The organism is Bradyrhizobium sp. USDA 4510 (genome assembly GCF_054059095.1).
In genome coordinates this window covers 8,712,804-8,728,764 of the sequence record NZ_JBSSBT010000001.1, presented here as the reverse complement: position 1 = coordinate 8,728,764, position 15,961 = coordinate 8,712,804, and the positions used below count along the sequence as shown (strand labels likewise).

Annotated in this window: 16 protein-coding genes and 1 pseudogene; 3 read left to right on the top strand and 14 right to left on the bottom strand. The window is 64.9% G+C overall.

From position 1 onward, the window contains the following. Nucleotides 1-27: 27 nt before the first annotated feature. The 4 genes and pseudogenes from ACVMDN_RS40470 to ACVMDN_RS40455 all read right to left on the bottom strand — a co-directional run bounded on the left by ACVMDN_RS40470 (nt 28) and on the right by ACVMDN_RS40455 (nt 3,908). On the bottom strand, nt 28-1,497 hold the full coding sequence (locus tag ACVMDN_RS40470; protein ID WP_210254759.1) for a thiamine pyrophosphate-binding protein: 1,470 nt from the start codon (nt 1,495-1,497) through the stop codon (nt 28-30). Nucleotides 1,498-1,525: 28 nt separating this feature from the next. Then, nucleotides 1,526-1,666, bottom strand: a pseudogene (locus tag ACVMDN_RS40465) (thiamine pyrophosphate-binding protein); the annotation flags it as partial. A gap of 230 nt (nt 1,667-1,896) precedes the next feature. Continuing rightward, nucleotides 1,897-2,700, bottom strand: coding sequence for a dienelactone hydrolase family protein (locus ACVMDN_RS40460; RefSeq protein ID WP_244558952.1), 804 nt, complete (start codon nt 2,698-2,700; stop codon nt 1,897-1,899). 188 nt (nt 2,701-2,888) lie between these two features. Further along, nucleotides 2,889-3,908: a L,D-transpeptidase family protein gene (locus tag ACVMDN_RS40455; protein WP_076832888.1), complete on the bottom strand. Its 1,020-nt coding sequence runs from the start codon at nt 3,906-3,908 to the stop codon at nt 2,889-2,891. A 187-nt stretch (nt 3,909-4,095) separates the two neighbouring features. Between ACVMDN_RS40455 and ACVMDN_RS40450 the strand changes: the two genes are divergently transcribed. From ACVMDN_RS40450 to ACVMDN_RS40440, 3 genes are all read left to right on the top strand, one after another. Beyond that, a complete protein-coding gene (locus ACVMDN_RS40450) occupies nt 4,096-5,070 on the top strand; it encodes a lytic transglycosylase domain-containing protein (RefSeq protein ID WP_076832665.1) in 975 nt (324 codons plus the stop codon). A 138-nt stretch (nt 5,071-5,208) separates the two neighbouring features. Next, nucleotides 5,209-5,835, top strand: coding sequence for a Crp/Fnr family transcriptional regulator (locus ACVMDN_RS40445; protein ID WP_076832668.1), 627 nt, complete (start codon nt 5,209-5,211; stop codon nt 5,833-5,835). Nucleotides 5,836-6,193: 358 nt separating this feature from the next. Next, nucleotides 6,194-6,466 (top strand): hypothetical protein, encoded by a 273-nt coding sequence (locus tag ACVMDN_RS40440; RefSeq protein WP_076832671.1) that lies wholly within the window; start codon nt 6,194-6,196, stop codon nt 6,464-6,466. Between the two features lie 111 nt (nt 6,467-6,577). Here the strand turns inward: ACVMDN_RS40440 and ACVMDN_RS40435 are convergent, their stop codons facing one another. The 10 genes from ACVMDN_RS40435 to ACVMDN_RS40390 form a co-directional block, all read right to left on the bottom strand. Beyond that, nucleotides 6,578-7,612 (bottom strand): D-alanine--D-alanine ligase family protein, encoded by a 1,035-nt coding sequence (locus ACVMDN_RS40435; RefSeq protein ID WP_050382451.1) that lies wholly within the window; start codon nt 7,610-7,612, stop codon nt 6,578-6,580. After that, on the bottom strand, nt 7,609-8,637 hold the full coding sequence (locus tag ACVMDN_RS40430) for a putative zinc-binding metallopeptidase (protein WP_057020110.1): 1,029 nt from the start codon (nt 8,635-8,637) through the stop codon (nt 7,609-7,611). The genes ACVMDN_RS40435 and ACVMDN_RS40430 overlap by 4 nt, the downstream gene beginning before the upstream one ends. A 187-nt stretch (nt 8,638-8,824) precedes the next feature. Further along, nucleotides 8,825-9,202 (bottom strand): type 1 glutamine amidotransferase family protein, encoded by a 378-nt coding sequence (locus ACVMDN_RS40425; RefSeq protein WP_076832674.1) that lies wholly within the window; start codon nt 9,200-9,202, stop codon nt 8,825-8,827. A gap of 198 nt (nt 9,203-9,400) precedes the next feature. Further along, nucleotides 9,401-10,684, bottom strand: coding sequence for an RNA polymerase sigma factor (locus tag ACVMDN_RS40420; protein WP_076832677.1), 1,284 nt, complete (start codon nt 10,682-10,684; stop codon nt 9,401-9,403). An 89-nt stretch (nt 10,685-10,773) separates the two neighbouring features. Continuing rightward, nucleotides 10,774-11,169: a YciI family protein gene (locus ACVMDN_RS40415; RefSeq protein WP_076832680.1), complete on the bottom strand. Its 396-nt coding sequence runs from the start codon at nt 11,167-11,169 to the stop codon at nt 10,774-10,776. A gap of 384 nt (nt 11,170-11,553) precedes the next feature. Next, nucleotides 11,554-12,249, bottom strand: a complete 696-nt coding sequence (locus ACVMDN_RS40410; RefSeq protein ID WP_076832685.1) for an AprI/Inh family metalloprotease inhibitor — start codon at nt 12,247-12,249, stop codon at nt 11,554-11,556. Continuing rightward, nucleotides 12,249-13,232: a 2-hydroxyacid dehydrogenase gene (locus ACVMDN_RS40405; RefSeq protein ID WP_076832688.1), complete on the bottom strand. Its 984-nt coding sequence runs from the start codon at nt 13,230-13,232 to the stop codon at nt 12,249-12,251. Before ACVMDN_RS40405 ends, ACVMDN_RS40410 begins: the two co-directional genes overlap by 1 nt. Further along, nucleotides 13,232-14,020 carry an ABC transporter permease gene (locus tag ACVMDN_RS40400; protein WP_076832691.1) on the bottom strand — a complete coding sequence of 263 codons (789 nt, stop codon included), beginning with the start codon at nt 14,018-14,020 and terminating at the stop codon, nt 13,232-13,234. Before ACVMDN_RS40400 ends, ACVMDN_RS40405 begins: the two co-directional genes overlap by 1 nt. Then, nucleotides 14,017-14,820, bottom strand: coding sequence for an ABC transporter ATP-binding protein (locus ACVMDN_RS40395; protein ID WP_076832693.1), 804 nt, complete (start codon nt 14,818-14,820; stop codon nt 14,017-14,019). The genes ACVMDN_RS40400 and ACVMDN_RS40395 overlap by 4 nt, the downstream gene beginning before the upstream one ends. 16 nt (nt 14,821-14,836) lie before the next feature. Continuing rightward, nucleotides 14,837-15,880: an ABC transporter substrate-binding protein gene (locus tag ACVMDN_RS40390; RefSeq protein ID WP_076832696.1), complete on the bottom strand. Its 1,044-nt coding sequence runs from the start codon at nt 15,878-15,880 to the stop codon at nt 14,837-14,839. Nucleotides 15,881-15,961 lie beyond the last annotated feature (81 nt).

The following is a 15,961-nucleotide window of genomic DNA, read 5'->3' as shown; positions in this document are numbered from 1 at the left end:
CCGCTTCGCACTTTTCCGGATCATGCTCTAGCGCTTGCCTTCGATTGCGATCTCGACGAGGTACGGCCGCTGCGCCGCGACAGCCTTTGCGACGGCACCGGCAATGTCGTCGGCCTTCTCGACCCTGACCGCCTCGACGCCCATGCCGGCCGCGAGATGCACGAAGTCGAGCGCGGGGCCGGTGATGTCCATGTTCTGATAGGGATGCTGGGTACCGGCCTCAAAGTTCTGGCGCCAGACGTCCACATTGTGCTTGAGGATGCGGTACTCGCGGTTGGCCAGCACCACGAACACGATCGCAAGCCTGTGGTGCGCGGCGGTCCACAGCGCCTGGATCGCGTACATCGCCGAGCCGTCGCCGGAGATCGCGACCACCGGACGATCCGGCATCGCGACCTTGACGCCGATCGCCCCGGCGAGGCCCTGGCCGATGCCGCCGCCGCGGCCGCCGAAATAATCGCCGAAGCCGCGATAGTCGAAGGCGCGCGCGAGATCGAGGCTCGCCGTGATGCTTTCATCAACGATGACGACATCATCGGGCAGGCCGCGACGAAGCTCCGCGGTGACACGCGGCATCGCGGTCGGCTGCCGGTCCCGGCTTTTCTCGACCCGCGCGCGATAAGCCTCCTTCTCCTTCGCCTGCAATTCGGCCAGCGCGGCATTGCGGTTCTGCGCGGCCTGCCTGAAGTCCGCGCTGGCCTTTGCACGCACCGCCTCCGTCAAGGCACCGACGCTGACGGCGATGTCGCCGACGATGCCGGCATCGAGCCGGTTGTTGAGCGCGAGACGCTCGGCCGAGGCTTCGATCTGCAGCACGGACGCGCCGTCAGGGATGTGGCCGCCAGGCGCAAACCAGATGTCCTCAAAGAACGGGCCGCCGACCAGCAGCACGAGATCGGCATCGCCGAGCGCCTTGCGCACCTGCCTTGCGTCGCCCGGAAGCGACTGACGATAGCTCGGATGGCTGGTCGGGAACGGCGCGTGATGGCGGAGCCCCTCGAACCACACGGTGGCGCCGATCGCTTCCGTGAGCACCACCAGCGCCTGCTCGCCGCCCGATCGTGCCACGTCGTCGCCAGCGATGATGGCCGGCTTTTTCGACTTCAGAAGCAGCGCGACAAACGCTTCGATGCCGGCCGGATCGGGGCGCGGCGAGCGCCACAAATTGTCCGGCGCCAGAGCATCGACCGCGGTCTCCTGTTCCATGACGTCGATCGGCAGCGACACGAACACCGGCCCCTGCGGCGCATCGGTCGCCACCTTGAACGCGCGGCGCATGATCGGCGCGATCTCGTCGGCGCGCTCGATCTGCACGCTCCACTTGGTCACCGGCGCCGCCATCGCGACGAGGTCATGGCCGAGCAGCGGATTCTTCAGCCGCATTCGCGTATCCTGCTGGCCGGCCGTCACGACCACGGGCGAACCCGCCTTCAGCGCGCCGTACAGCGAGCCGATGCCGTTGCCGAGGCCGGGCGTGCAGGTTGGCGACCGTGACACGCCCCGACGCCTGCGCGTAGAAGCTGGCGGCGCTGACCGCGACACCTTCATGCAGCGCCATGATGTATTCGAGTTGCGGAAATGCGGGCAGGCTGTCGAGCAGTGGCGTTTCGGTCGTGCCAGGATTGCCGAAGATATGACGCACGCCGTGCGACACGAACGATTCCATCAGCACACGGCGCCCGCGCATTCGCTCCCTCTCGATTGTTCTGATCCGTTTTGCGCATCATCGGCCGGGGAGCGCCCCGTGGCAACCGTGCGAGACGGCCAGCATCCGCGCGCCCGGCTGCGTCTTCCGCATGGCTTCAAGGCGCAGCCGCGCCAGCGAGACCACGGCCCTGCCACTTCCGCGGCCGAACCAGCCAAAGAAAAGGGCCACCGTTTAGGTGGCCCTTTTGCTTATTTCTTGAGGTTGGCGGCAAACAGCTTTGCGGCTTCGGCCTTGGATTCCTGATCGGCCTTGGCGTCGTATCTGAGCGGCAAATTGAACTTCTTGCCGAGCTCGGTGGCTTCGGGGTTGGTGAACGCGTGAACCGCGCCGGGATACTCGACGATGCGGTAATCGGCCTTCGCGGCGTCGAAATCCTTCTTCAGCGCATCATACTGCTCGCGCTTCACGAACGGGTCGTCCGCGCCGTTCAGGATCAGGATTTTCGCCTTGATGGTGCCCGGCGCCGGTGCGGGGGTATTGAGACCGAGCGAGGCGTGGAAGCCCGCGACGGCGGCAAGATCGGCGCCAGTGCGCGCCATGTTCAGCACCACCGCGCCGCCGAAGCAGTAACCGACGGCGCCGATCCGCTGCGGATTGACCGAGGCCTGCTTGGCGAGTTGCTCGCGCGCGGCATTGAAGCGCTGCTCCATCACCTTCGGGTTCTTCATCACCGAGCCCGAGAGCGCGCCGGCATCCTTCGGGTTGTCGGCAGTCTTGGCGTCGCCGTACATATCCGCGATGAAGGCCACGTAGCCCTGCTCCGCGAACTTCCGCGCCTCGTTATGGATATGCGGGGTGATGCCCCACCATTCGTGCACCATGACGATGCCGGGCCGCTTGGCCTGGGTCGCGTCGTCATAGACGACGAAGCCCTTCATCGTGGTCTCGCCGTCGGTATAGGTGACCGGCTCTTCCTTGACCGCTGCGTGTGCGCTCGCGACCATCGCGATGGCGCAGAGTGCTCCCACTATGTTCGTTATGATCGTTCGCATGCTGACCTCCTGCGGGTTTGGCACGACGCGACATTGGCATACCAGCGAATCCTGCGCTAGGCTTGGAAAGCGGAGCCGCTTCGCTCGCCGGCTGCGCATCATCTCCCGAGCGCGCGGGCGTCTGGCCCGCGGCCGAGCGCGCCAACATTTCTGTCGGTTGCTGATCTGTGAACGATGTTGCGTCAAGGTCAGCGCGTCGCCGTTGCTGAGCTTGTCGCGCTATCGATGAACGCAACCGGGGTGCCCTTCGCGACACCGGCCGCGACGCGCTGCGCGTCCCAGTTGGTGAGCCGGACGCAGCCGTGGGACTCCGCCTTGGAGACCTTGCCGGGATCGGGCGTGCCGTGAATGCCATAGCCTTCGCCCGAGAGGTTGATCCAGACCACACCGACCGGGTTGTTCGGACCGGGCCTGATCGTGAACGGCGTCTTCGATCTGACGCCCTTGAACGCGTATTTCGGATTGTAGCGATAGGTCGGGTTCTTGTTGATCGCCGTCACCTTGAGCGTTCCGCTCGGCGTCGGCTTCTCCGCGCTGCCGACGGTCGCAGGATAGAAGCCGAGCAGCTTACCTGCTGCATCGAACGTGCTGAGCGCCTGCCGCGTCTTGTCGACCTCGACGCGCGCGACCTGCGGCGGTTTTCCGGCGTCGACGACGTTGGCAACCGCAATGGTCTCGCCGGCCTTGTCGAACTTCTGTCCCGGATTGAGCGCCTGAAGCAGTGCCTCGCTCATGTGGAATTTTTCGGCGAGCGCTTCGCGCGGACTGGTATAGCCCAGCGCCGGCAGGCTCTTCATGCTCTCCATCCTCGCGGGAATCCTCTTCGCGAACGGCCCCTTCACGTCGGCGTCGACGATCGTGTAGCTGACGATCGCAGGCCCCTCGCTGGCGGTTGTGAGCCCGCTCCAGAGCTCCGGCGTCACCGCCTTGTCGAAGGACAATCCATTCGCGTCGGCAAACGCCCGGAGCGCCTTCTGCGCGTTGTCGCCCAGCTTGCCGTCGATCTCGCCGGGAGAAAAATGCGCGCGGTCGAGCAGGATCTCGAGCCTGGCAACGAAGGCGTTGAGCTGACCACGGTCCGGCAATTTTGCCGGCGGCGCCGCCACGTCGTTGATCGCGGCCGCATCAAGACCCGCGGCCACCGCCGGCGCGGCCGACACAAGCAAAAGTGCAATCGCAAAACGTGCAACGGAAAACGGTCGGAACATCGTGCATCCCAACGTGATCATCTTCCGTAAAGCTACGGAAAGCGTCGAAGTTCCAATGCGAACAGCGGCGAAGTTCCACGGCGGAACAGCTGATTTCGCGGCTTCGCCGCAATCGACCCGCTAAAAAGTCGTGATCCGAAGTGCATTTGCGCGCAACTCACATCACAATTCAGGTCTCTGGAAGCAAATGCGATTTGTCATCGCGGCGCTTGCCGCGTTTCTTGTCTTGATGCTCGATTTCGATCGTTCGCCCGGCTCGATCAACGCCTCAACCCAAGCCCCGACATTCTCGCGCGACGCGACATCCGACGCCGTTCCGTTTGCCGCGCGCTTTATCGAAAGCGCTGATGCCAGTGAGGCGCCCGCTGCGACGGACGCGGACAAGACGCCCGCGCCTGCGGCGCAGCCGAGCGATGCCGCGGCCGAGCCGCAGCTGTCCGCGATCGACAAATTCTGCCACAGCCTGAAGGACGCGGCGCAGGCGAGCGAAATCCCCGTTGCGTTCTTTGCGCGGCTGATCTGGCAGGAGAGCCGCTTTCGCTCGAACGAAATCAGCCATGCCGGTGCGCAGGGCGTTGCGCAGTTCATGCCGGAGACGGCGGCCGAAGTCGGGCTCGACGATCCCTTCGATCCGCTGCAGGCCTTGCCGGCATCCGCAAGACTGCTGCGCAAGCTGCGCGACGATTTCGGCAATCTCGGCCTGGCGGCGGCCGCCTACAATGCCGGCAGCGGCCGCGTCCAGAAATGGCTCGCCCGGCAGAGCGAGCTGCCGCGCGAGACCCGCGACTATGTCCGGATCATCACCGGCACCAAGGCGGAGGACTGGATCGAGCGTGCCGAGACGCTCGCCATCCGCATCGACTTGCCGGGCGAAGCGCCGTGCGAAGGCATAGGCGGCCTCTCGAAGGCGAAGGATGTCGCCTTCGTCGCGGCGTCGCCGACGTCCGCGGTGACGACGATCATCCGCAAGGCCGAGGCCGCGCGAGAGACGGCAAGGTCGGTCGCCGGCCGCACACGCAAGCGGCTCGCGCTGCTGCTCAGAAGGAGCTCGCCGGGCGCGGCCCGGCTCGGCAAGGCGCGCCCGACCGTCGTCGCCGCCAAAACGAAATCCGGCAAGACCCGCGCCATTCACGTCGCCTCGCGCGCGCGTTCGTCGAGCTGAGGCAGCGTCACGACGCGTGCACCGCCGCAAGCGTGGGCCGGCGATATTTCCGCTCAGGAAACTGAGCGCACTGGTGTATGTTGCCGGTCGTTTTCAGATCGGTTTGCTTGCAATTTTCGTTTCCCAGTGGGCGTTGTCATGACGTTGATCGATGGTTTGGGTTATCTGGCGTCGGCGCTTGTGTTGCTGACGTTCTGCATGAGTACGATGTTGAGCCTGCGCGCTGTCGCGATATTCAGCAATCTGGCATTCATCAGCTATGGATTGGGCGACCGGATCTACCCGGTGCTCATCCTGCATATCATTCTGCTGCCCCTGAACGTGGTGTTGCTGTTCCAGATGGTTCGGCTGCTTCGGAAAGCGAAGCGTGCTGCAGCGACGGACCTTTCTCCGAACTGGCTGCAGCCGTTCATGCAGCCGAAGCATCTCAAGGCGGGAGAAACGATCTTCCGGAAGGGCGACGACGCCGACCTGCTGTACATGGTCGTGTCCGGCGAGGTCAGGTTTCCCGAGATCGATCGCGGGGTATCGGCGGGTGAACTGTTCGGCGAGATCGGGCTGTTTTCGCTCGAGCGCCGCCGCACGCAAACCGCTCAAGCCGCGACCGATGTAGATCTGCTCTGGATCAGCGACAGCGCACTGAGGAAGCTGTGCGAGCGCAACCCGGGACTGTCGCTGTATTTCCTGCGCCTGACGGCGACGAGGATGACGGAAAACGCGGCTCGCGCGATCGGGGTCGGCGAGGTGGCGCCCAGTCCGGCGTAAGGTGCGCCGCCTCGCTTGCCGGCGCTACGGCGCGGACGACGCCGCAAGGCTCGGCAGCGGCGCAAACTGCATCTCCGCAACGGCCGAGCCGGCGTATGCACTGGCGATCAGGATCATGACTCGAATGGCGACGAACATGGTGCCTCCTCAGTCTTGTTGTTGGTCTTTCAATGCCAGAGACTTCTTTCCCGCCGGTGAGGAAAGCTGGTTGCCGCAACCTTGAAGGCATTGGTAAGCGGGCCGTTTACGCAAGCCCATTCATGAGTTGGGAACCGTATCGGCTGATCGGCCGCAGCGCTAAACGCGCGGTTCACCGTCACCGGGCATTGTTCGCCTCAATCAAGAAGGCGCAAGCACAATGCCGATTTTCAGGACGATCCTTGTTGTCGTATCGATTTTTCTTGCCGGTTTGTACGTCTACGACAGCAGCCGCAGCGATGGGCTCGCCATGCCGGTTTCGGTAAACGAAATCCTTGCACGGCGCTGGCCGGAACCGGACGCGTTTCATCTGACGGCAGCCCCTGTTTCCGCGACCGCCGGCACCGTGACGCCGGCCGCGCGCGTTAGGGAAACGTTTGCGATGTTCATCCCCAAGGATGCGCGACGCCATCCGATGCAGCGCAGCCTTTAGAGCATGATCCGGAAAAGTGGAAACCGGTTTTCCGAAAAGATCATGCTCAAACAAGGAGATGAGATCATGATGCGATTCTGTGGAAACGCATCATGATCTAGCGGCCTCGAGTCAGCCCAGCGACGCGCCGGCCTTGGCGCGGCTTATTCCGAGCGTCACGATGCGCTGCAGGAGATCCGGATAGTCCAGCCCGTCATGCCCGGCGGCCGTCGCGAACTCCTGGCTCTTGGCGATTTCGGGGTTGGGATTGGCTTCGATGAAATACGGAACGCCATTGGTGGACAGGCGGAAGTCGATGCGCGCATAGCCATCGAGCCCCAGGGTCCGGTAGATGCGCTTCGCCAGCCGTTGGATATGGGCGGATAGTTCCGGCGTGAGATCCTCGGCCGGGCCGTCGACAATCCCGACGCGCTCCTGATAGCTGGTATCGTGCTTGACCTTTTCGGTGGCGATCTGGCGCGCGGCAGGGCCGCCCATGCTGCCGAATTTCAGTTCCCACACCGGCAGCACCCGCAGCCGGTTGTTGCCGAGCACGCCGACATAGAGCTCGCGTCCCTCGATGAACTGCTCGGCGATCGCGGCCGTTCCGATCCGCTCATGGATGAAGGCGACGCGCTCGGCGAGCTTCTCGTCGGTATCGACGATCGACGCCTGCGAGATACCCAGCGATCCATCGCTGCTCAGGCTCTTGACGATCAGCGGCAGCTCGAGACGCGGCGGCCGCTTGACCTTGCGGCGCATCGGAAACACGGCGAAGGCCGGCACCGGGATCCGGCGATGGTGCACCAGCGTCTTGGACAGATCCTTGCCGCGCGCCAGGATCAGGCCGCGCGGGTTGCACCCGGTATAGGCGATCTTCATCAGCTCGAGATAGCTCGCGATGTGCTGGTCGTACACGACGTCGTAGTGAAACTCCTCCAGCAGCGTGAACACGACGTGCGGCTTGAAGCCCTCGATCTCGTCGCGCACCGGCTTGATTTCCTCCTGCACGCCGAGCGGACGTACCTCATGGCCGGCCGCGCGCAGGGTGCTGACGACGTCGTATTCCGTCTTCCACTCGTTGATCTCCCGCGCGCTGTATCCATCGCTGGAGTCGGGCGGCACACAATCCGGGTGCATCAGCACCAGAATGCGAAGCTGTTTCATAGCGCGATCCATTTCCGGCGCGACGGGCCGAACAGCGCGTGCATGGTCTTGGCGGTCAGCAGAATGGTGAAGTTTGTCACGAGCTTCTGCTCGGGGCCGACGGCACGCAGATTGAGCTCGCGGCAGCGCGAGATCATATCATCGAGCACGGCATCGAGCGTCAACTGGTTCTCGCCGGTCCACCGCGCCACCAGCTGCCTGATCTGGGCGCGGTGCCGCCTGATGAAGGCCGCGGCCGGCGGACGCCGATAATGCCGCGGATCGGCGGAGAACAGCTTGGAGAGATCGCGGTCGTAGGTCTTCGGCGGCGTGAAGGCGTAGAATGCCTGCTTCTTCCTGTAGTGCTCGGCGAGCGTTTGCTTGAGCGTATGCAGCGGATCGACCCGCTCGCGCGTCGGGAGCAGCGGCCGCTTGCCGGCGATCTCGCCCATCAGCTCGTCGACATATTCGAGCTTCTTCAGCGCGGGCCAGCCGGCATAGCGCGTCCGCCAGTTCGAGCGCGGCCGCAGCCACACCGCGAAGGTCTCGGCGAAGTCCTCATCCGGATGGCTCTGCGCGTACCAGAGCCGAAGATGCTGGACATAATTGCGGCTGGCCGGATTGGGCCGGTAGTAGCGCGGATAGTGCTGCGACGACGGGCCGAACAGCTGCTGCCAGCGCCGGCGGCGCTGCAGCTGGTAGCCGTGCTGCACGGCGTGCCCCGCCTCGTGGCGGAGAATGGCCATGCATTCGGACCACGAGGCGCCCTCGACGTCGAGCATCATCTTCTTCTCGAGCTTCATCAGGCGGGGATGGGCGAGGTAGAACGGGATCGCGATGCCGGGCACATCTGCCGGGCTGAACCATTCGCTCGAGATCCACGTGTGCGGCCGCAACCGGATGCCGCGCTCCTCGAGCTCCTCATAGAGAGTATTCACACAATCGGCGAGCCAGGTGCCCTCGACGGCAACCCTCAGACGATTGAGCGGTTGCGCGAGCAACTGCTCGTCCGTCAGCTTTTCCCAGGCAAATTTGCGGCGCGGCATAGGCTTCCAAAGTCTAAAGCAAATCGGACTCTGGATGGTGTCATAGGTTGCCGCCGGCAACAACCGCCGGGCCTTCGCGGCGAGCCTCGGGCCAATGCCGGCATCGGGCCGGCCCGAGTGTCCGCCTTGGGCGGCGGGCAGCGCGCCGAGCCCGATCGCCGGCGCAAGGCGACGCCCATCTGGCGTCCTACGGCCTGACCCAGCGTTGCACGGCCGCGGCGGTGTCGGCCGGCCTGGTGTTGAAGCAGATGGCGGCATCGGGGGCGAGCCGGTGCACCAGATTCAGGATCGTCTCGAACAGCAAGAGCCGCTCCGGCGGCTCGCGCAGCCCGGCACCGATCACGACGCAGTCGTAGCGGCGCGCGTTGAGGGCCGCCGCCGTCACGGCTTCCGCCGTATCGCCGAGGTCGATCAGGCAGCTCTCGACGTCGTAGCCGAGCGTCCGCAGGCCGTCGATCTGCGCGTCGAGATAGCTGCGCACCAGCTCGGGCGTGAACTGCGGCATGACGGACAGATCGACGAAGGTCGGGTCGAGGCCGATCGCCAGCACGGATGGCTTCGTCATGGTGGCAGTTCCCGGTCCGAGAGAATTTCGTCCGAGCATGCCGCAGGTTTGAGTCGAAATCGCGGACACGACGACCCGCAGCAACCTTGTGAAGCCCGGGTGAGCGAAGCGACACCCGGGGTCGCTCGTGGCAAAGACCCGCATGTCGCTTCGCTCATGCGGGCTACATGGTTTCGCTCCGCCGGAATCGCGGAGCCGTCAGCGGCAGCCATGATCCTGCGCGGCACGCGCAGCGATTGCGGCGCGCCGCTTGAGGAACTCGCGCTCGCGCGAATTGCCGGCTAATGCGGCGGCGGCCTCGAACGCGGCATGCGCCTCCGCGAAACGGCTCAGCTTATTCAGCAGATCGCCGCGCACGCTCGGCAGCAGATGATAGGATTTCAGCGCCGGCTCATCGGTGAGGCCGTCGACGATCGCGAGCGCGGCAAGCGGCCCCTCGGCCATGCCGATCGCAACTGCGCGGTTGAGCTCGATCACGGGTGAATCCAAGAGCGCGGCGAGATCGCCGTACAGCGCGGCGATGCGGCGCCAGTCGGTCGCGTCCGGTGTTCCGGCTTCGGCGTGGCAGGCGGCGATCGCGGCCTGCAGCACATAGAAGCCGCCGGCGCCGCCGAGCTCGCGGGCACGCGCCAGCGCGAGCTGCCCGCGGCGGATCTGCAGGCGATCCCACCGCGCACGGTTCTGGTCCATCAGCAGGATCGGCTCACCGGACGCATCGGTGCGCGCCGCCATCCGCGAGGCGTTGAACTCCATCAGCGCCAGCAGGCCGTGCGCCTCCGGCTCCGATGGTGCGATCGAGGTCAGCACGCGGCCCATGCGCAGCGCCTCGTTGCAGAGCTGCGGCCGCAGCCATTCGTCGCCGCTTGCCGCGGTATAGCCCTCGTTGAAGATGAGGTAGACGACCTCGAGCACGGAGGCGAGCCGCTCGGACAGCTCCTCGCCACGCGGCGTCTCGTAGGCAAGGCCTGACTCCGACAACGTGCGCTTGGCGCGCACGATGCGCTGGGCGATGGTCGCCTCCGTCTGCAGGAAGGCGCGCGCGATCTCCTCGGTGGTGAGGCCGCAGATCATCCTGAGCGCCAGCGCGGCGCGCGCCTCCCGCGACAGGCGCGGATGGCAGGCGGTGAAGATCAGCCGGAGCAATTCGTCGCCGATATCGTCGTCGAGCGCGGCATCGAAGTCGGGCATGGTCTCCTGCTCCCGCGCCAGGTCGTGCGCGATCACGCCGTGCTTTTCGGCCAGCATGCGGTTGCGGCGCAGATGATCGAGCGCGCGGCGCTTGGCCGTCGCCATCAGCCAGGCACCGGGCTTTTCCGGCACGCCATCGGCCGGCCAATGCTCAAGCGCGGCGACCAGCGCTTCCTGGGTCAGGTCCTCGGCGAGCGGCACGTCACGCAGCATCCGCGACAGGCTGGTGATCAGCCGCGGCTGCTCGATGCGCCACACCGCAAGAATCGTGGCCTGGATGTCGGCGGCCGTCATCGCCGCCGACCTGGATTCTCGTCCTGACGCGTTTTCTTCACGCGAACCGGCGTCCACTTCGCTTGCGAACGCCCTGTTCGCGCGGCGCATCAGGCGCAGGCGGACACATCGACCTGACAACCGCCGTCGGCGCCCGGGGTGGCGAATGGGCGAACCTCACAGGTTCCCTCCCAACCCGGCATATGCTCCTTGTGCAGCTGCATGAACTCCACGGCGGCGGCGACCGCCTCTTCCTTGTTGCGGAGCTCGAAGATCGCATAGCCGCCGATCATCTCCTTGGTCTCGACGAAGGGCCCGTCGACGACGTTGAGCTTGCCGTCGGTGATGCGGACCTGGGCGCCCATCGCGACCGGCAACAGCCCGCCGGTGTCGATCATGCGGCCCGCCTTGATTTCCCGCTCGGCAAGCCTGCCCATCGCCTCCATCAGAGCCGGCGTCGGCGGGCCCGGGGGCTGGGGCGAGGTGACGATATACATGAAGCGCATCGGAAAACTCCTGTTGGGCGAGACGCGGCGATGATCGCCGCAAGACCGGCTCGCTATGGGGAACGACGATCCGGGAGGGGGTGAATCGACATGGGAAAGGGAATTTTTTTCGGGCAGAAGCAAATCCTTGTCGTCCCTGCGAAAGCAGGGACCCATAACCACCGGGTTGAGTTGCTGAAGCGAGCCATGGCCACAGCCGCGCAAAACCAACCGGCATCGTGGCTATGGGTCCCTGCTCCCGTGCGCAATTGCGCACTAGGCACGGACGACACGGAGCTTGTGGCAATCGCGTAGCCCGGGTGAGCGAAGCGATACCCGGGGAATGCATCGGCGAAATCCCGCATATCGCTTGCGCTCATGCGGGCTACGAGGCCAGCACCCGACCTACTGCTCCCGCAGCATGATCAGCGGATCGGCGCTGTCCGGGACGCGGCGCCATTGGGCGTTGTCGTCGGCCTCGAACTGCCAGGTCTCGCCCTTGGCCGACATCAGGATCATCTGGCCGTGGTCGAGCCGCCACATGGTCGGGTTGAAGGCCGCAACCGCGGGATCGCATTTGCCTTTCAGGAACACCTGGAAATTGTCGTTGCCGGCGTCGGTGTTGGTCAGCACCAGCGTGCAGATCGCCTGGCCGTTGCCGCGCACCATCGACCAGTCGCCGATCATCTGGTCCATCGATTTGGCGAGCGAGCGCGCCGCGGCAAGGTTTTGCAGGATGTAGACGCCCTCGTTGGTGCGCATCCCTTCGAAGATGCCGGTCTCGACCTCGGTGAAATCGATCATGGTCTCGCCGGCGGCATTGTGCAGCCGCACGATGTCGCCGAGGCCCTTGATGCTCCAGCCGGTGATGTCCTTGGTGAAGGGCAGCGCGGCGGCGCAAGCGGGCTCGAGCTCGAGCTTGAAGCCTTGCGGCGCCGCATCGCTCTTCAGCGTCACGACGCAGGTCTTGCTGCGCTCGGTGGTGGCGAGCTCCCACTGCCCGATCATGTCCTTCTTCAACGTCGTGACGTCCTGCGCCGCTGCCGGACCGCACGCGGCCAGCAGCAGACACAGCACGGCGTTGAAGCGGGACAACGACATCAGCGATCCTTGACCGGCGTTTCGGCAACCGGCGTCAGCGGCGGCTTGCCGGCGAACCAGTTCTTGATATTGTCGACCACGAGCTGGTCCATCGCGTTGCGCGTCACCACCGAGGCCGAGCCGATATGCGGCAGCAGCACGACGTTCTGCATCGCCTTCAATTCGTCGGGCACGTTCGGTTCGGCCGCGAACACGTCGAGACCGGCGGCCAGGATGGTGCCGGACTTCAGCGCCGCGACCAGCGCCGGCTCGTCAACCACCGAGCCGCGCGCGACATTGATCAGCACGCCGCGGGGACCGAGCGCCTTCAAGACGTCGGCATTGATCATCTTCGCCGTCGAGGCGCCGCCCGGCACGATGACGATCAAGGTGTCGACCGCCTTCGCCATCTCGATCAGATCGGGATAGTGCTTGTAGGAGACGTCCTTGGACGGATTGCGCGAGTGATAGGACACCGGCACCCGTGACGCATCGAGCCGGCGTCCGATCGCTTGGCCGATCCGGCCCATGCCGACGATGCCGATCTTGCGGTCGCGCAGCGAGCCGACGCTGAGCGGATAATTCTGGGTCTGCCACAGCCCGGAGCGCACATAGCGGTCGGCCTTGACGAACTCGCGCAACGTCGCGATCAACAAGCCCATCGCGACATCGGCGACCTCCTCGGTCAGCACGTCGGGCGTATTGGTGACCACGATATTGTGATCGCGCGCATAGGCGGAATCGACGTGGTCGTAGCCGACGCCGAAGCTGCCGACGATCTCGAGCTTCGGAAACATCGCCAGCGCGGTCTTGTCGGTCGCCATCGTGTGATAAGTGACGGCGATGCCGCGGATCTTGGCCATCGTATCGGGCGTCAGCCGCTCGAGGTCGCCGCGGCTCTCAGCGCGGTGCAGCACGTATTGATCGGGAAAGCCGTTTTCGAGGATTGGCCGGATCGGTCCATAGATCAACAGATCGATCTTTTCGGAAGAAATCGGGGCCATCAACTGTCCTTTCCTAACGCGCTTTCATGCCAACGCCGCAACAACAGGTGCGAAACTAGCGCCAGCAACCCATAAATGACAATCCCGGCCAGCGATAGCAGCAGAAGTGCCGCGAACATGCGGGGAATATTCAGCCGGTAGCCCGATTCAGCGATCCGGAAGGCGAGGCCCGAGCCGGCGCCGGCGCTGCCCGCCGCGATCTCCGCGACCACGGCGCCGATCAGCGACAGCCCGCCGGCGATGCGCAGACCGCCGAGGATATAGGGCAGCGCCGCGGGCAGCTTCAGGAACAGCAGCGTCTGCAGCTGCGAGGCGCCATAAAGTTGAAACAATCCGGCGAGGTTGCGATCCACCGAATTGAGGCCGAGCGTCGTGTTCGACAGCACCGGAAAGAACGCCACGATCCAGGCGCAGACGATCACCGCGGTCTGCTGCTGCAGATAGATCAGGAGCAGCGGCGCGATCGCGATGACGGGCGTGACCTGCAGCACCACGGCATAGGGAAACAGCGAATACTCCAGCCATTTCGACTGGTTGAACAATAGCGCCAGCACGATGCCGCCGACTGCCGCGGCAACGAAGCCTTCGAGCGTGGTCAGGAGCGTGACGCCGAGCGATTGCGACAGGATGGGCCAGTCCGCAACCAGCGTCTTCAGCACCAACAGCGGGCTCGGCAGCACGTAAGGTTGGATGCCATAGCCGCGGACGATGGCTTCCCAGAGCAGGAGGCCAGCGGCGAACACCGCAAGCGGCAGCAGAAAACGGACGAGGTCTTGCGGAGATTTCATGCGCCCGCCTGCCCTGCATAGGATGGCGCCAACGCGCTGGAGACCTCGCGGCAGAACGCGGCGTATTCGGCCGACGTGCGGAACTCCTCGCCGCGCGGTTCCGGCGAGGTGATGCGAAACTCGGCGCCGATCCGGCCCGGGCGCGCGGTCATCACGATCACGCGCTCGGAAAGATAGACCGACTCGAACACGGAGTGCGTCACGAAGATGACGGTCTTGTGCAGGGTGCGCCACAGCGACAGCAGGTCGTTGTTGAGGCGAAACCGCGTGATCTCGTCGAGCGCCGCGAACGGCTCGTCCATCAAGAGGACATCCGGATCGGTGACCAACGCGCGCGCCAGCGACACCCGCATCTTCATGCCGCCGGACAATTCGCGCGGATAGGCCCTCGCGAACTCCGCGAGCCCGACCTGATCCAGCGCCGCATCGATGCGCGCATCGGCGTCGGTCGCAGGCAGCCGGGCAAGCTTCAGCGGCAGGCGGACATTGTCGCGCACGGTAGCCCACGGCATCAGGGTCGGCTCCTGAAATACGAAGCCGATGCGGTGGCTGCCGCGCTGCTCCGCGCCATGATGCGAGACCTCGACCGTGCCGGCGCTTGGCGTGGCGAGACCTGCAATCAGCCGCAGCGCGGTGGATTTGCCGCAACCGGAGGGCCCGAGCAGCGAGACGAACTCGCCGCGCCTCACGTCGAGGTCGAGCGGCCCGAGTGCCCTCACGCCGCTGTCATAGGTCTTGCTGACGCCGCGCAGGCGCACAGCCGACGCTGCATCAGATCCAGACAACGCAGGCTCCGCCATCGCCCGTCCGCACCCGTCAGTTCTTCGGCCGGAGCTCGGCGCCGACCGCCTTGTTGACGAAGCGCAGCGTGTAGCCCTGGCGATAGTCGATGGCGCTCTTGACCACGCCGGCCCGCACCATCTTGTCGAAGAAGCTCGCCATCCGCTCGTCGGTCATGGCGCCGATGCCGTTCTTGATGGAATCGCCGGAATCGACGATGCCGTGCTCGCGCATCTTGGCGACGCAATAGGCGAGCAGCTCGTCGTTCATGTCGGGATTGAGCTTCTTGATCATCGCATTGCCGGCCGAGTTGTCGCCGTAGACGTAGTGGTACCAGCCGACGATCGAGGCATCGACGAAGCGCTGCACGAGGTCAGGCTTCTTGTCGACCAGGTCGCGGCGGGTCTCGATCAGCGTCGAGTAGGAGTTGAAGCCGTAATCGGCGAGCAGCAGCACGTTCGGCTTGAAGCCGGCGGCTTTCTCGACCGCGAAAGGCTCCGAGGTGACGTAGCCCTGCATCGCGGTCTGCTTGTTCACGATGAAAGGCTGCGGATTGAAGGTGTAGGGCTTCACCTTGTTCTCGTCGAAGCCGTATTCGGACTTCAGCCACTGGAAGTAGCTGGTGATGCCCTCCTTCGAAATCAAAAGCGTGAGCGGCTTCAGATCCTCGATCTTCGTGGCCTTGACCTCGGGATGGGTCAGGAAGACCTGGGGGTCCTTTTGGAACATGGCGGCGACAGCGACCAGCGGCACGTTGTTGGTGACGGCGTCGAAGGTCTGCAGCGAGTTCGCGCTCATGAAGAAGTCGAGCTTGCCCGCGATCAGCAGCATCCGGTTGTTCTCGTTGGGACCGCCCGGCACGATGGTGACGTCGAGGCCGTATTTCTTGTAGGTGCCGTCGGCGAGCGCCTGGAAGAAACCGCCATGCTCTCCCTCGGCGACCCAATTGGTGCCGAACGAGACTTTGTCCAAGATCTTGTCTGAGGTCTGCGCCTGCGCCGGGGCAAGCGTCGCGGCAACGCAAAGCGCGGCGGTCAGAAGGCTTGTGGTTAACGCTCGCAGCAAAAAGGCCGGGATCATGGTTGGACTCCGTCGATCATTATGGCCCATGATGGAAGGCGGGAAGACGTGGACCGCGCCCGGAGACGCGAACCCGTTATG